The organism is Variovorax sp. P1_H2, from assembly GCF_056405295.1.
The window spans coordinates 15,490-28,995 of the sequence record NZ_JBFUCJ010000046.1; the positions used below are offsets into that span (position 1 = coordinate 15,490).

The window sequence follows — 13,506 nt, forward strand, 5'->3', positions numbered from 1 at the left end:
GAAACCGACTGGACCCAGCATGTACAGCGTCAACGTCCGCGACCATTTCATGATCGCCCACAGCTTCCGCGGCGAGGCCTTCGGGCCGGCCCAGCGCCTGCACGGCGCGACCTACGTGGTCGATCTCGAATGTCGCCGCGCCGAGCTCGATGCCGACGGCATGGTGGTCGACATCGCGCGGGCCACCGAAGTGCTGCGCAGTGTTCTGAGTGGACTCAACCTGCGCAACCTCGACGACGATCCGGCCTTCGAAGGGCGCAACACGACCACCGAATTCATGGCCCGCGTGATCTTCGACCGCATGGCCGCGCGCATCGCGGCCGGCGATCTCGGGCCCCATGCGGGCGGCCTGTCGGGCTTGCGCGTGCGGCTTCACGAATCGCACGTGGCCTGGGCCGCCTACGAGGCCGCACTGCCGGCGGCCACCGATTGACCGCGCGCTGCAGCTTCCTGGTGCCGGGCGAGCTCGGCACCCGCACCGGCGGCTACACCTACGACCGGCGAATCATCGACGGCCTGCGCGCCGCCGGCTGGCAGGTCGACCTGCAGTCGCTGGGGCCCGGCTATCCCGATCCCGATGCGTCGGCCCTGGCCACGGCTCGCCGCGTGGTCGAGGCACTGCCCGATGACGCGCTGGTGGTGGTCGACGGCCTGGCTTTCGGCGTACTGGCCGATGTGGCGGCGGCCCACGCGCGGCGGCTGCGATGGGTCGCGCTGGTCCATCACCCGCTGTCGCTGGAGACCGGGCTCGGGCCCGGGCGGCAGCGCGCGCTGTTCGACAGCGAGCGGCGCGCGCTGGCTTCGGCGCGTGGCGTGATCGTCACCAGCCGCGCCACCGGGCGGGCGCTGGCCGCCTTCGATGTCGATGCCGCGCGGATCGCCGTGGTCGAACCCGGCACCGATCCGGCTGCGCTGGCGCAGGGTTCGGGCTCGGCCGCGCTGGCGCTGCTGTGCGTCGCCACGGTGACGCCGCGCAAGGGCCACGCGCTGCTGATCGAGGCGCTGGCAGGCCTGCAGGATCGCCCGTGGACGCTGCTTTGCGCCGGCAGCCTCACGATGGATGCGGCCTGCGCCGCGGCGTTGGCGGCGGCGATCGACGCCCACGGCTTGCAGGGGCGCGTGCGGCTCCTGGGGGAGTGCGACGAGGCCGGGCTGCGCACGCTCTATGCGACTGCCGACGTCTTCGTGCTGCCCTCCTTCCACGAGGGCTACGGCATGGCGCTGGCCGAGGCGCTGGCGCATGGCCTGCCGGTGATCAGCACGCTGGCGGGCGCCATTCCGGACACGGTGCCCGCCGCGGCGGGCCTGCGGGTCCCGCCGGGCGACATCGGCGCGCTGCAGGCTGCCTTGCGGCAAGTGCTGGACGATGCCGGCCTGCGGGCAAGGCTTTCCGAAGGCGCGCGCGAAGCTCGGCGCAGCCTGCCAACCTGGGACGTCAGTGCGGCGCGCTTCGCCGCTGCGCTCGATGCCGCCGACCGGGCAGCGCTCGCATGACCGGCTTCAGCGCCGACTGGCTCGCGCTGCGCGAGCCCTTCGATCGATCGGCGCGCGGCGCGTCCTTCAGCGCGTTCGACCTGCCGGGGTTGGCGCGGCGCCTGCGTGGTGGCGCGTCGACCCTCGGGGTGCTCGATCTGGCCTGCGGCACCGGTGCCAACCTGCGCGCGCTGGCCCCTCGGCTGGGGGGGGCTCAGCGCTGGCTGCTGGTCGATCATGATCCGCTGCTGCTGGCGACGCTGCCCGGTGCGCTCACCGCCTGGGCTGCATCGCGGGGCTTCTCATCGCACGCGAACGGGGAGGGCTTGCGGCTCGAAGGGCCGGACTGGCACGCCGACGTGGAGCCGCTGCGGATCGATCTCGCGCAGGGACTGGCCGCGCTGCCCCTGGCCGAGGTCGGGCTGGTCACGGCGTCGGCGCTGCTGGACCTGGTGTCGGCCGCCTGGCTCGACGACTTGCTGGTGCGTGTCCAGGCGGCGAAGGTGGCGCTGCTGTTCGCGCTCACGGTCGATGGCCGTGTGGACTGGGCGCCCGAGGTGGCGGGCGACGAACTGCTGACGCGGCTGTTCGAAGCGCACCAGCAGCGCGACAAGGSTTTCGGCGCGGCACTGGGCGGCGCGGCGGTGGAGCGGGCGGCCGAACGGCTGCGCGCGCTGGGCTACGAACTTCAGCACGCGGCCAGCGACTGGCAGATCGACGGCAGCGAGAGCGCGCAGGCGCAAGCCATGCTGGCAGCGATGGTGGCCGGCTGCGCTGCCGCGGCCTGCGAGCAGGCGCCGGAACTGGCATCCGCCATCTCCGATTGGGTGATCGAACGCACGCGCCTGCTGGCCGGCACCCGCCTTCGCATCGGCCATCGCGAGCTGCTTGCGACGCTGCGCTAGCTTTTGGACGCCGCCGCGCGCAGGTCCAGATCCCACAGCACATCGGCGCCCATGCGATACACCCGGCTCGGCGGCCGCAGGCAGTCGCGCATCGCGGCGCTGCGTGGCAGCTGCAGGCCGGGCCGGCCGTCGCCGATGATCACCGGTGCGATGCACAGGTGCAGCCGGTCGAGGCAGCCTTGTTCGATGAAACGCGACACCGTGACGCCGCCGCCTTCGACGAAGAGCACGCCCAGCCCGCGCTGCTGCAAGGCCAGCTGCAGGGCGCGCAGGTCGGCGCTGCCGTCGGGCCGCACGAGGCCGCGCACCCCGAGCACCTGGTCGACGCCGACGCGCCGCGAGGCTTCGGCGGCGCGGCCGGCATCGCAGGCGAGCAGGGTCGGTGCCTGTCGGTCGCAGAAGACGCGCAGCGCCGCCGGCAGCCGCAGCGCCGGGTCGAGCAGCACGCGCACCGGATGCGGGCCGGCCACGCGCCGCGTGGTCAGCTGGGGGTTGTCGATGGCCGCGGTTCCGGCGCCCACGATGACCGCGTCGCACAAGGCGCGCAGGCGGTGCAGGTGCACCAGCATCTCGGGCCCGTTGACGTAGTTGGAGTCGCCGCCATGGGTGGCGACGCAGCCGTCCAGGCTCTGTCCGAGCTGGCCGATCGCCCAGGGCGTGCCGGCGCGCGGGTGGTCGAACAGGGGCTTGAGCAATTCGAACAGCGCGACAGCCTCGTCGTCCCACAGGCCCTGTAGCGCGAAGCCCTGCGCTGCGCTCCAGGCGATCGGACCACGGGCGTCCGCCGGTGGCGGCGCGTGGCGGCCGCGCCGACCTGCCGCGATCTCCAGGCACAGGGGCCACAGCGCATCGATGCCGGCAAGGGGGGAGGCGGAGGGCATCATTGGTGGGGTATCGCCTACCAGCGAGGCGTGTAGTAGGGGTCGTCCTGCGTGTCGCGCGGTGCCTGGGCGTTGCCGTGGAGCGCCAGCACGACCGCGGCGGCGACCCAGAGCGCGGCCACCGCCGCGACGATCAGTGCTTCCGCCGCAGGATGCCGTCCGCGCCACACCCAGCGCACCATCGGCCCGGACAGCAAGGCGCCGGCCAGCAGCAGCAGGACCTCGGACTGCACCGGCGTCAGCAGGGCCACGCCCTGCGCCAGCGTCAGCCAGGCGATGACGGACACCACCGCGCCGCAGGCGCCGAAGCCGATGCGGGCGCTGGGCCAGAGCCACAGCGCGCAGCCGGCGATGGCGGCCGCGAGCGACAGGCCCAGCTCGAACAGCAGCGCTGATCCACCGATGAAGGCCACGGCCGCCAGCCCGATGCCCGCCACCACCAGGCTCGCCGGCGTCCCGGCTTGCTCGGGCGGGGCGCCCAGCACCGCAGCGAGCGCCACGGCCCCGACCGCCCAGGTGGCGGCTTGCAGCGCCAGAGGCTGGTCGCTGAGCCCGGCCAGCACCAGCGCCCACAGGACGCAGCTTGCGAGCCAGCTGGTGCGTTTCAGCGCCCGCATGCCTTCGAGGCCGAGGCCGAGCAGCGCGGCGGCAGCGTAGATCCAGGGCAATTCCTCGGTCAGGCTGCCGGGCCACAGCTGCCAGCCGAGCGCCCATGCGGAGGCGACGATGATCGTCGATGCGGCGCCCGACGCGGCCCAGCGCCGGCCGTGGACCGCGCCCAGGCCGGCGCGCAGCAGGCCGGTGGCCGCGAACGACAGCAAGAGCGGCAGCGCGAGGCTTTCGAACAGCGGGTGATGGAAGTCCATGCCGGCAAGCTCATGCCGGTCGGGTCGAGGTCGTCGGCGAGACGTCTTGCGCCACGGCCGCATCGTGCTGCGCGGCGAGCGCGCGCCGGAAGCCCTTGCGCTGCTGCAGCCGCTCCCAATAGGCCGCCACCGCGGCCGGGAAGCGCGGCACCAGGTCGAGCTCGTTGGCCAGCATCAGCGCGTAGCCGACCGAGACGTCGGCCACGGTGAAGCGGTCGGCGGCGAGGTATTCATGCTGCTCCAACACCGCGTCGATGCCGCGCAGGCGGGCGATGAACCACTTGGCGTAGTCGTCCGCTGCCTGCGGCAGCTTGCGTTCGTCGGATTCGAAGCGGCCGTAGCGCAGCACGATGGTCTGCGGGAAGGTCAGCGTCGCCTCGCCGTGATGCAGCCAGTTGAGCCAGGCGCCGAAGTCGGGCTCCCCCGGCAGCACTGCGAGCCCGTGCCGGTTGTCGGGGTCGCAGCGCTGCACCAGGTACTGGCACATCGCGGCCGATTCGGTCATGCGCGTGGCGCCGTCGAGCAGCAGCGGCACCGTGCCGAGCGGATTGAGTTCGAGGTAGCTGCGCTGGAGTGCGCGCGGCGGAAAGGGCAGCATCCGCAGCTGGTAGGGCGCACCCAGTTCCTCGAGCGTCCAGAGCGGACGGAAGGACCTGGCACTGACGCAGTGGTAGAGCTCGATCATGCCAATATCATCTCCCGCAATTCGCGCTTGAGTATCTTGCCCACCGGGCTGACCGGGAACTCCGTCATGATCTCGAGCCGCTCGGGCAGCTTGAAGGAGGCGATCTTCTGCTGCCGCAGGTAGGCGATGAGTTCGTCGAAGCCGAGCGTGGTGCCGGGGTGCAGGATGACGCAGGCGCAGGCCCTTTCGCCGTACACCGGGTCGGGCAGGCCGACCAGCGCCACGCCCTTGACCTGCGGCAGGCCGAAGATCAGGTTCTCGATCTCGTCGCAGCTGATCTTCTCGCCGCCGCGGTTGATCAGGTCCTTGCGCCGGCCTTCGGTGAAGACGTGGCGCCCGCGCTTGCGCACGATGTCGCCCATGCGGTAGAAGCCATCGGCCGTGAAGGCCTCGGCGTTCTTCTCGGGCGCGTGGTAGTAGCCGCGGATGGTGTAGGGACCGCGCGTGACCAGCTCGCCGGCCCGGCCGTCGGGCACTTCGCGGTCGTCGTCGTCCAGCACCTTGATCTCGTCGTATTCGCTGACCGGCGCGCCGGAGCTTTCGAACAGCAGGTCTTCCGGGTCATCGAGCCGCGTCATGTTGATCAGGCCTTCGGCGGTGCCGTAGATCTCCTGCGGCGTGCAGCCGAAGCGGCTGGCCAGGCGCATCCGCAGCTCGGGCGCGAGCCGCGCGCCGCCGTTCTGGATGACCTTCAGCGAGGAGAGGTCGAAGCGCTTGGGCACCTCGCTGTCGAGCCAGCCGGCGATCAGCGGCACCACGCCGGCGATCACCGAAACCCGCTCGCGCTCGACGGCGGCGAAGATGGCCTCGGTGTCGGTGCCCGTCGCGATCACCGTCGTGCCGCCGGCCGAGAAGGTGCCGAGCAGGCCCGGCGAGGCCAGGTTGTAGTTGTGGCCCAGCGGCAGGATCGCCATGAAGACCGTGTCGCGGTCGAAGCCGGCCGCGCGGGCACAGAGCCGGGCGTTGAGCACGTAGTCGTTGTGGGTGCGCGGGATCAGCTTCGACACCGAGGTGGTGCCGCCCGACAGCAGCATCGTCGAGACCTCGTCGGGCGACGGCCGCACCGCAGCCAGCCGGGCCACCGATTCGCGGTCGGTCACCGAATCGCCTGCGATCAGCGGGTCGAGCGCGCGCTGTCCCGGCGCCGGTTCGCCGGCAACGATCAGGTGGCGCAGCGAGGAGAACTCGGCCGCCATCTCGGCCGCCATCGGCCGGTAGTCGAAGCGGCCCATCACGTCGGGCAGCAGGTAGGCGCTGGCACCCGAGGCGCGGATGAAGTGGCGCACCTCGGCATGCCGGTGCGCCCGCAGCGCCATCACCGGGATCGCGCCCATCCAGTTGAGCGCGAGGTAGGCGATGACGAACTCCGGCACGTTCGGCAGCTGCACCACGACGCGCTCGCGCGGCTTCAGCCCGAGATCGAGCAGGGCCACTGCGAGGCGGCGCGAATCGCGCACCAGTTCCTCGTAGCTGATGCGCCGGTCGCCGAAGACCAGCGCGGTCTTGTCCGGCACGGAGCGCATCGTGCGCTCGACCATTTCGGCCACCGTGAGGTCTTCCCACAGGCCGAGCCGGCGGTATTCGGCCGCCGCTTCGGCGGGCCAGGGGACGCAGCCTTCGAGCATGGTGGGTTCCTCCGGTTCAGAAGCTGAGTTCAGGGTGCAGCTTTTCGTAGGCGGCTGCGAGTTCGGGGTCGCGCTTGCGGACGTCGGCATGGTCGACCCGGCCGCTGCGCGTGACGTAGTCGTAGGCGAAGGAGATCGGGTCGAGCGGCAGCTTGGGGCCGAGGTTTTCGTACCACTCGGTGCTCTTGATGGCCGCCTGCTGCAGCGCGTCGGAGCCGGGCTGGCGGATTCGCACGAATTCCTCGAGCATCTTCGGCACGTCGGGTCCGCAGGCCTTGAAGGCGTCGAAGAGCGCGATCGAATCCTGCATCGCGAGCCGGGTGCCGGAGCCGACCGACGGATGGCCGGTGCGCAGCGCATCGCCGATCAGCACGATGTTGTTCCAGTGCCAGCGGCGGTTCTTGACGATCGTGTAGCGGAACCAGTTGGACTTGTTCGACAGCAGCTTGTGGCCCTGCAGGTCGTCGGCGAAGACCTTCTCGCACCAGGCCAGGCTGTGCGCCTCGTCCATGCGGTCGAGGCCGGCCTGGCGGAAGGTGTCCGGGTCGACCTCGACCAGGAAGGTGCTGTGGGTGCGGCTGTAGCGATAGGTGTGGGCGATCGCGAGGCCGTCGGGGTTCTGCCGGAAGATCAGCGACAGCGGGTCGAACAGCTGCGTCGTGCCATACCAGGCGAGCAGGTTCGGCCGCTCGTCGAGCGTGGGGCCGAAGTGCTCGGCGAAGCGCGTGCGGATCGCGCTGTTGGCGCCATCGGCCGCCACGATCAGGTCGGCATCGGCGAAGTCCGCGACGTCGTCGAGGCGGCGCTCGAATTCGATCGCGACGCCGACCTCGCGGCAGTGCGCATGCAGCGCCTTGAGCAGGTCGATGCGCGCCATGCGATGGAAGGTGTTGTGCGCCAGCTTGACCTGCACGCCGCGGTGCACCACCGCCATCTCGTCGAACACTTCCTGGTTCGCGGTCATCGAGCGGTAGAGCTCGGGCGCCAGCTCGCGCACGAAGGCCAGGGCCACGTCGGAGAACACCACGCCCCAGCCGTAGGTGGCGTTCTCGGCATCGCGCTCGCAGACGCGGATGTCGTGCGACGGGTCGTCGCGTTTCATGAGGTAGGCGTAGAACAGTCCCGCGGGGCCGCCGCCGATGATGCGAATCTTCATCGTCTTGTCTCTTTGGTTGGAATCCCTTGCCGCATCCTAAGGCTACAGTCACGGGCACGGCCGCATCATTGTGCGGATCGACGACAGGAACAGGGCATGAATTCGAACATCGTGATCATCGGCGGCGGCCATGCCGCCGCCCAGCTGTGCGCCGGCCTGGCCGAAGCGGGGCAGGGCGCGCGGGTCCATCTGGTCAGCGAGGAGACCGCCATCCCGTATCACCGGCCGCCGCTGTCCAAGACCTTCCTGAAGAGTCCGGACGAGCAGCTGCAGCCGCATCGGGCCGAGGCCTGGTATGCCGAAGCCGGCATCACGATGCACCTGGGCGACCCGGCGCTGGCGATCGATCGCGGCGCGCGCACGGTCACGCTGCGTTCGGGCGCGGTGCTCGGCTGGGATCGGCTGGTGCTCGCGACCGGCACCCGCGCCCGTCGGCTGTCGGCGCTGGCAGGGCTGTCCAACGTGGCCCTGCTGCGCGCCGCCGACGAAGCGGCGCAATTGCGCGCCTTGCTCGCGGCGGCCAGGCATGTGACGGTGCTCGGCGGCGGCTTCATCGGCCTCGAGGTGGCGGCCACGGCGCTGGCGCTCGGCAAGCAGGTGCGGGTGCTCGAGAGCGCGCCGCGGCTGCTGAGCCGCGCGGTGTCGCCGGAGCTGTCGGCGCACGTGCTGGCGACCCACCGTGCGGCCGGAATGGACGTGCGTGTCGGGGTGCAGAGCGGCGTGATGGAGGTCAAGGGGCCGCGCCTGGCGTCCATCGAGGTGGATGGCGAGCCGCAGGCCATCGACCTGCTGCTGCTCGGCATCGGCGCAGTGCCCGAGACCGCGCTGGCCGAGGCGGCCGGCCTCGAGTGCGCCGACGGCATCGTGGTCGACGCCTACATGCAGACCAGCGACGAGGCCGTGCTCGCGGTCGGCGATTGCACCCGCTTCCCCGACCGGCGCGCCGGCCAGGCGCTGCGTCTGGAATCGGTGCAGAACGCCAACGACCAGGCCCGCACCGCGGTCGCGACCTTGACCGGCGCGCCGAGGCCGCACGATGCGGTGCCGTGGTTCTGGTCGGACCAGGGCGGCATGCGGCTGCAGATGGCGGGCCTGGTGCCCGCACCCGGCACCGCCGGCCACGCCACGGTGAAGCGGCCCGGAGCCAACCCGGCTTCGTTCTCGCTGCTGCACTACGTGGACGGCCAGCTGCACTGCGTCGAGTCGGTCAATGCGCCGGTGGACCACCTGATGAGCCGCAAGCTGCTGGAAGCGGGCCGCAGCCCCGACCCGGCGGTCGCGGCCGATCCGGCCGTGCCGCTCAAGGCGCACCTGGCTTAGGGCCTGTTCTGGACGAGCGCGGGCAAGGTCAGGAAACGTCGGCCGGACGCGGCGCCAGGTTCTTGCGAATCTCGGCGTCCATCATCCGCGTGCCGGCCGCCAGCGCGGCCTCGTAGGTGTCGGCGGCATACTCGGCGGCGCGCACCACCTTGTGGGGGACGCCACCGGCGTCGCATTCGAGCAGCGTCCAGAGAAAAGACCCGGGCGCCGGCTCGTCGATGACGAGTTTGATCGGATTCTTCATGCCCTCATGGTGGACGTTCGCGAGGGTGATTTCTGTAGGCCGAAGCCTACGTTACGTCGGAATCGGCGGCCACATCCGACGCCGTCCCTGCGATCCGCTCGATCAATAGCGGTAGGGATTGTCGGGACGGCGGTCGTAGCGGTTGGGCACGCCGTCGCCGTCGCGATCCCGGTCGTAGCGGTTGGGCACGCCGTCGTGGTCGCGATCGCCCCAACCGTGGCGGTAGGCGCGGCGTTCATCGCCCTGCGCATACCAGCCATAGGAGGGCTGCACCGGTCGCGGGACCACGACATAACCGCGCGGCGGAGGCGGGGGCGCCGGGATCACCATCACGCGGTTGTCGTAGGGCTGGGCCTGGGCCGGGGCGGCCAGCAGACTCAGCGACAGCAGGGCGGTGGTGCCGATGGCTACAAGGAACTTGTTCATCGCGGTCTCTCTTTCGGGGTCTGGAAGGATCTTCATGCTGCGCGCCGCATGTGAAGCTCGCGTAAGGCCGGTGCGAAATCTTGTGTCGTTCGGATTCGCTTCTGTTGCTCAACGCGCTGGAGCTCGTGCGCGTCGACTTCGCGTGGGGCTTGTGTCGAACCATGTAATGTTAGTTAAAATGTATTACATGAACACCGAAAGAGACAACTTCCACGACTGGGCCCGGGACAAGCCCGACTCGACATCGTTCTCGGGCCTGCACCGCTCGGAATTGCATGACCTGTCCAGCCACCCGCGCGTGCGATGGGGTCGCCTGCTGTTCCTGGCCGTGCTGGCGGTGCTGCTGATCGTCGGATTCAAGTACGTCGCCGGGCTCTAGGCTCGCCCCCCAGGGGCAGACGGCATGGCGCACCTTCCCTTAGGATCCATCCCGTCACCTTTGGCGGCATCTGCCGCCCCATTCGAAAGGACGCCCATGAGCAGCATCACGACCCGGGACGGCACGCAGATCTACTACAAGGACTGGGGCAAGGGGCGCCCGGTCGTCTTCTCCCATGGCTGGCCGCTGACGGCCGACGCCTGGGACGCACAGATGGTGTTCCTCGGCGAGCGCGGCTATCGCGTGATCGCGCATGACCGGCGCGGCCACGGCCGCTCCAGCCAGCCGTGGGACGGCAACCACATGGACACCTACGCCGACGACCTGGCCGAGCTGATGAACGCGCTGGACATCCGGGACGCGGTGATGGTGGGCCACTCCACCGGCGGCGGCGAGGTGACGCGCTACATCGGACGGCACGGCACCGCGCGGGTCGGCAAGGCGGTGCTGCTGGGCGCGGTGCCGCCGCTGATGCTGAAGACCGAGGCCAATCCCGGCGGCCTGCCGATCGAGGTCTTCGACGGCATCCGCGCCGGTGTCACGGCCGACCGCTCGCAGTTCTTCAAGGATCTGACGACGCCGTTCTACGGCTACAACCGGCCGGGGGCCAAGCCCTCGCAAGGCGTGCGCGATTCGTTCTGGCTGCAGGGCATGCTGGGCGGCCACAAGGGCCTGCTGGACTGCATCAAGCAGTTCTCCGAGACCGACTTCACCGAGGACCTGAAGAAGTTCGACATCCCGACCTGGATCGCCCACGGCGACGACGACCAGATCGTGCCGATCGGGGCCTCGGGCCTGTTGTCGGCCAAGCTCGTGAAAGGCGCGACCCTGAAGATCTATCCGGGCGGTTCGCACGGCCTGGCGACTACGCAGGCCGATGAGTTCAACGCCGACCTGCTGGCGTTCATCAAGCGCTGAGGCGAAGGGTCTTCCCCCGGGCGCGGCACAAGTCGGCGCCAGGCGCGCCCGCTACTTGACCTGTTGCTTGACCAGCTTGCGTGCCAGCGTGCGGCGATGCATGCCGAGCCTTCGGGCCGTCTCGGAAATATTGAAGCCGGTTTCCGCCAGGGTTTCGTGGATGCGCTCCCATTCGAGTGTCTTGATCGAGGTCGAGCGATTGGTGAGCTCGATGTCGGTGTCGCCTTCGGCGCGGCCGAAGGCGGCTTCGATGTCGTCGGTGTTGGAGGGCTTGGCCAGATAGTGGCAGGCGCCCAGCTTGATCGCCTCGACCGCCGTGGCGATGCTGGCGAAGCCGGTCAGCACCACGATCAGCATGGCCGGGTCGTGCCGGTTCAGGAGTTGCACGCAGGCCAGCCCCGAGGCCTCGCCGCTGAGCTTGAGGTCGACCACCGCGTAGCGCGGCGAATGGGTCCGAAGCAGGGCCGCGACCTCGTCGCGGTTGGCCGCCAGCAGCACCGAGTAGCCGCGCCGCTCGAACGAGCGGCCGAGCGTGCGGGCGAAGGCGGCGTCGTCCTCGACGATGAGCAGCAGGCGTTCAGCTTCCATTTCCTTCGTCTTCCTCCTCTTCGAGAATGATCGACGCCAGCGGCAGGGTGAGCGTCACCTCGGCCCCGCCTTCGGGGCGGTTGCGCGCGTTGACCTTGCCGCCCAGCGTGCGCGCCACGTTGACCACCAGGAACAGCCCCAGCCCGCCTTCGGGACGGCCCTTGGTCGACAGGTAGGGCTTGCCGAAGTCGGCCAGCATGCCGGGTGCGAATCCGGGGCCGGCATCGGTGACCGTGAGACGCAGGGTGTCGCCATCGTGGGTCGCTTCGAGCCGCACCCAGTCGGGCGAGGCCTGGAGCGCATTGTCGAGCACGTTGCAGAGGGTCTGCTTCAGGGCCGAGTCGGAAACCATCGGCAGGTCGTGGCCGAAGCGATTCTCGTACTCGAAGGCCAGCACCGGCCGCGTGGTGCGCCACTCTTCGGCCAGGTCGTCGAGAAAGGTGCTGACCGTGGTCTCGAGCGAGGATTCGCCGCGCGCCTCCCCGGCCGACAGCAGGATGCCGCTCAGGATGGTCTTGCAGCGCTGCACCTGGGCCTGCATTTCGTCGATCTCGGCGAGCAATTCGGGGTCGGACGTGAAATGCGGCAGGTGGCGCCAGTCGCCGAGGATCACCGACAGAGTCGCCAGCGGTGTGCCCAGGTCGTGCGCCGCGCCCGAGGCCAGCAGGCCCATGCGCACGATGTGTTCTTCCTCGGCGGCCCGTTCGCGCAGTGCCGCCAGCCGGGCGTCGCGGGCGCGCAGGTTGCGGCTGATGCGGCTGATGAAGACCACCAGCAGCGCCGCGTTGAGCGCGAAGCAGATCAGCATGCCGAGGATGTAGGGGCTCAGCAGTCCGCGCCCGTGGTCGATCGGCAGTTCGAGCGGGCCGCTGAAGATCGCCAGCCCGGCGAAGCAGGCGCTGGTGATGCCGACGATGGTCCAGGTCGACCAGGCCTCCAGCAGCACCGCACCCAGGATCACCTGCAGCAGGTACAGGAAGACGAAGGGGTTGGCGGCACCGCCGCTCAGGTAGAGCTGCGCGGTCAGCATCGCGACGTCGACCAGCAGCGCGACGAAGAGCTCGCCGTTGCTGACGTCGCGATGGATGCGCCAGCGCAGCTGGCTGGCGGCATTGAAGGCCGCCAGGAAGGCCAGCACCGCCAGCATCCGGTCAAGCGGCAGGCGGATGCCGAAGCCGTAGTGCACCACCGCGATGGTGGCCACCTGGCCGACCACGGCGATCCAGCGCAGCTGGATCAGCTGCTGCATGTTCTCCAGGCCAGTGGCGTCGCCGCCTTCAGTCTCGCGCGCCATCGCGTGCCTCCTCACCGTCATTCTGCGGCCGGCGCTGCTCGCGGATGACGTACCCCGCCGCGCCGGCGACCATCAGCGCCAGCGCGTACCAGGTGAGGGCGTAGACCATGTGGTTGTTGGGGAACGAGATCACGGTCAGGCCGCCGCGTGGCGGCCCCGGTGCCCCGGCGTCCGCATCGACGAAGTAGGGGGCGACCTCGCCGAGGCCGCGCGCCCGGGCGATCGCCTGGACGTCGCGCGAGTACCAGCGCTGGGCGTCCGGATCATTCTTGCGCAACAGCGCACCATGCGGCTCCGTCAGGCGCAGCAGGCCGGTCACGGTGACCGGACCGGCGGGCTCCTGAACGCCGCGGGCGGCCGGGTCCTTCTGCGGCGGCGCGACGAAGCCGCGGTTGACCAGCAGCACCCGGCCGTCGGCCATGCGCAAGGGCGTCAGCACCCAGTAGCCGCTGCCGAGCTCCGTGCTCGCCTGGACCAGGGTCTCGCGGTCGTGGAGGAAGGTGCCGGTGGCACGAACGCGGCGGTACTCGTCGTCCGCCCGGTTGACGCCGGCCCAGCGGTCGGGGCCCGGCGCCTCGGTGGCCGGGGCATGAACGCGCTGGTCGACCCGCGCGATCAGGTCCAGCTTCCAGGCCCGACGCTCCAGCTGCCAGGTGCCGAGGGCGAAGAAGCCCGCGAAGGCCAGCAGCGCGCACGAGGCCAGCGCGAGCCGCGGAAGAAGTTTCCTCACCGAAGCGCCGCGCCTG

General features: G+C 70.4%; 16 protein-coding genes. 6 read left to right on the plus strand and 10 right to left on the minus strand.

Annotation, left to right across the window (positions count from 1 at the left end; genetic code table 11):
- Positions 1-19: 19 nt before the first annotated feature.
- From AC1D2E_RS17315 to AC1D2E_RS17325, 3 genes are read left to right on the plus strand one after another with little or no spacing between them, the layout of a single operon-like run.
- On the plus strand, positions 20-433 hold the full coding sequence (locus AC1D2E_RS17315) for a 6-pyruvoyl trahydropterin synthase family protein (protein WP_478198525.1): 414 nt from the start codon (positions 20-22) through the stop codon (positions 431-433).
- The gene (locus AC1D2E_RS17320; protein ID WP_478198555.1) at positions 391-1,494 is read left to right on the plus strand and encodes a glycosyltransferase family 4 protein; all 1,104 of its coding nucleotides are present in this window, start codon (positions 391-393) and stop codon (positions 1,492-1,494) included. Before AC1D2E_RS17315 ends, AC1D2E_RS17320 begins: the two co-directional genes overlap by 43 nt.
- The gene (locus AC1D2E_RS17325; protein WP_478198526.1) at positions 1,491-2,378 is read left to right on the plus strand and encodes a class I SAM-dependent methyltransferase; all 888 of its coding nucleotides are present in this window, start codon (positions 1,491-1,493) and stop codon (positions 2,376-2,378) included. The genes AC1D2E_RS17320 and AC1D2E_RS17325 overlap by 4 nt, the downstream gene beginning before the upstream one ends.
- Here the strand turns inward: AC1D2E_RS17325 and AC1D2E_RS17330 are convergent.
- The 5 genes from AC1D2E_RS17330 to AC1D2E_RS17350 are packed head-to-tail and all read right to left on the minus strand — an operon-like array spanning position 2,375 to position 7,591.
- Positions 2,375-3,259, minus strand: a complete 885-nt coding sequence (locus tag AC1D2E_RS17330; RefSeq protein WP_478198527.1) for a RibD family protein — start codon at positions 3,257-3,259, stop codon at positions 2,375-2,377. The genes AC1D2E_RS17325 and AC1D2E_RS17330 overlap by 4 nt on opposite strands.
- A gap of 17 nt (positions 3,260-3,276) precedes the next feature.
- Positions 3,277-4,125, minus strand: coding sequence for a hypothetical protein (locus AC1D2E_RS17335; protein ID WP_478198528.1), 849 nt, complete (start codon positions 4,123-4,125; stop codon positions 3,277-3,279).
- Between the two features lie 10 nt (positions 4,126-4,135).
- Positions 4,136-4,810 carry a glutathione S-transferase family protein gene (locus AC1D2E_RS17340; RefSeq protein WP_478198529.1) on the minus strand — a complete coding sequence of 225 codons (675 nt, stop codon included), beginning with the start codon at positions 4,808-4,810 and terminating at the stop codon, positions 4,136-4,138.
- Positions 4,807-6,435 (minus strand): (2,3-dihydroxybenzoyl)adenylate synthase, encoded by a 1,629-nt coding sequence (locus AC1D2E_RS17345; RefSeq protein ID WP_478198530.1) that lies wholly within the window; start codon positions 6,433-6,435, stop codon positions 4,807-4,809. Before AC1D2E_RS17345 ends, AC1D2E_RS17340 begins: the two co-directional genes overlap by 4 nt.
- Positions 6,436-6,451: 16 nt before the next feature.
- Positions 6,452-7,591 carry an FAD-dependent monooxygenase gene (locus AC1D2E_RS17350; RefSeq protein ID WP_478198531.1) on the minus strand — a complete coding sequence of 380 codons (1,140 nt, stop codon included), beginning with the start codon at positions 7,589-7,591 and terminating at the stop codon, positions 6,452-6,454.
- Between the two features lie 96 nt (positions 7,592-7,687).
- Here AC1D2E_RS17350 and AC1D2E_RS17355 point away from each other — a divergent pair, with 96 nt between their 5' ends.
- The gene (locus tag AC1D2E_RS17355; RefSeq protein WP_478198532.1) at positions 7,688-8,911 is read left to right on the plus strand and encodes an NAD(P)/FAD-dependent oxidoreductase; all 1,224 of its coding nucleotides are present in this window, start codon (positions 7,688-7,690) and stop codon (positions 8,909-8,911) included.
- Positions 8,912-8,939: 28 nt separating this feature from the next.
- Here AC1D2E_RS17355 and AC1D2E_RS17360 read toward each other — a convergent pair whose 3' ends face one another.
- Together AC1D2E_RS17360 and AC1D2E_RS17365 are read right to left on the minus strand one after the other, a co-directional pair.
- On the minus strand, positions 8,940-9,155 hold the full coding sequence (locus AC1D2E_RS17360) for a hypothetical protein (RefSeq protein ID WP_478172204.1): 216 nt from the start codon (positions 9,153-9,155) through the stop codon (positions 8,940-8,942).
- A gap of 102 nt (positions 9,156-9,257) precedes the next feature.
- The gene (locus AC1D2E_RS17365) at positions 9,258-9,581 is read right to left on the minus strand and encodes a hypothetical protein (protein WP_478198533.1); all 324 of its coding nucleotides are present in this window, start codon (positions 9,579-9,581) and stop codon (positions 9,258-9,260) included.
- Positions 9,582-9,768: 187 nt separating this feature from the next.
- On the opposite strand from AC1D2E_RS17365, the gene AC1D2E_RS17370 reads away from it, so the two are divergent.
- Both AC1D2E_RS17370 and AC1D2E_RS17375 read left to right on the plus strand, forming a co-directional pair.
- Positions 9,769-9,960, plus strand: coding sequence for a hypothetical protein (locus AC1D2E_RS17370; protein WP_478198534.1), 192 nt, complete (start codon positions 9,769-9,771; stop codon positions 9,958-9,960).
- Positions 9,961-10,056: 96 nt separating this feature from the next.
- Positions 10,057-10,878 carry an alpha/beta fold hydrolase gene (locus AC1D2E_RS17375; protein ID WP_478198535.1) on the plus strand — a complete coding sequence of 274 codons (822 nt, stop codon included), beginning with the start codon at positions 10,057-10,059 and terminating at the stop codon, positions 10,876-10,878.
- A 51-nt stretch (positions 10,879-10,929) separates the two neighbouring features.
- Here AC1D2E_RS17375 and AC1D2E_RS17380 read toward each other — a convergent pair whose 3' ends face one another.
- Genes AC1D2E_RS17380 through AC1D2E_RS17390 form a run of 3 tightly spaced genes read right to left on the minus strand, consistent with a single transcriptional unit; the run spans position 10,930 to position 13,490 of the window.
- A complete protein-coding gene (locus tag AC1D2E_RS17380; protein WP_478198536.1) occupies positions 10,930-11,466 on the minus strand; it encodes a response regulator transcription factor in 537 nt (178 codons plus the stop codon).
- Positions 11,456-12,760, minus strand: coding sequence for an ATP-binding protein (locus AC1D2E_RS17385; RefSeq protein ID WP_478198537.1), 1,305 nt, complete (start codon positions 12,758-12,760; stop codon positions 11,456-11,458). Before AC1D2E_RS17385 ends, AC1D2E_RS17380 begins: the two co-directional genes overlap by 11 nt.
- On the minus strand, positions 12,744-13,490 hold the full coding sequence (locus AC1D2E_RS17390) for an SURF1 family protein (RefSeq protein ID WP_478198538.1): 747 nt from the start codon (positions 13,488-13,490) through the stop codon (positions 12,744-12,746). The genes AC1D2E_RS17385 and AC1D2E_RS17390 overlap by 17 nt, the downstream gene beginning before the upstream one ends.
- Between the last annotated feature and the right edge of the window lie 16 nt (positions 13,491-13,506).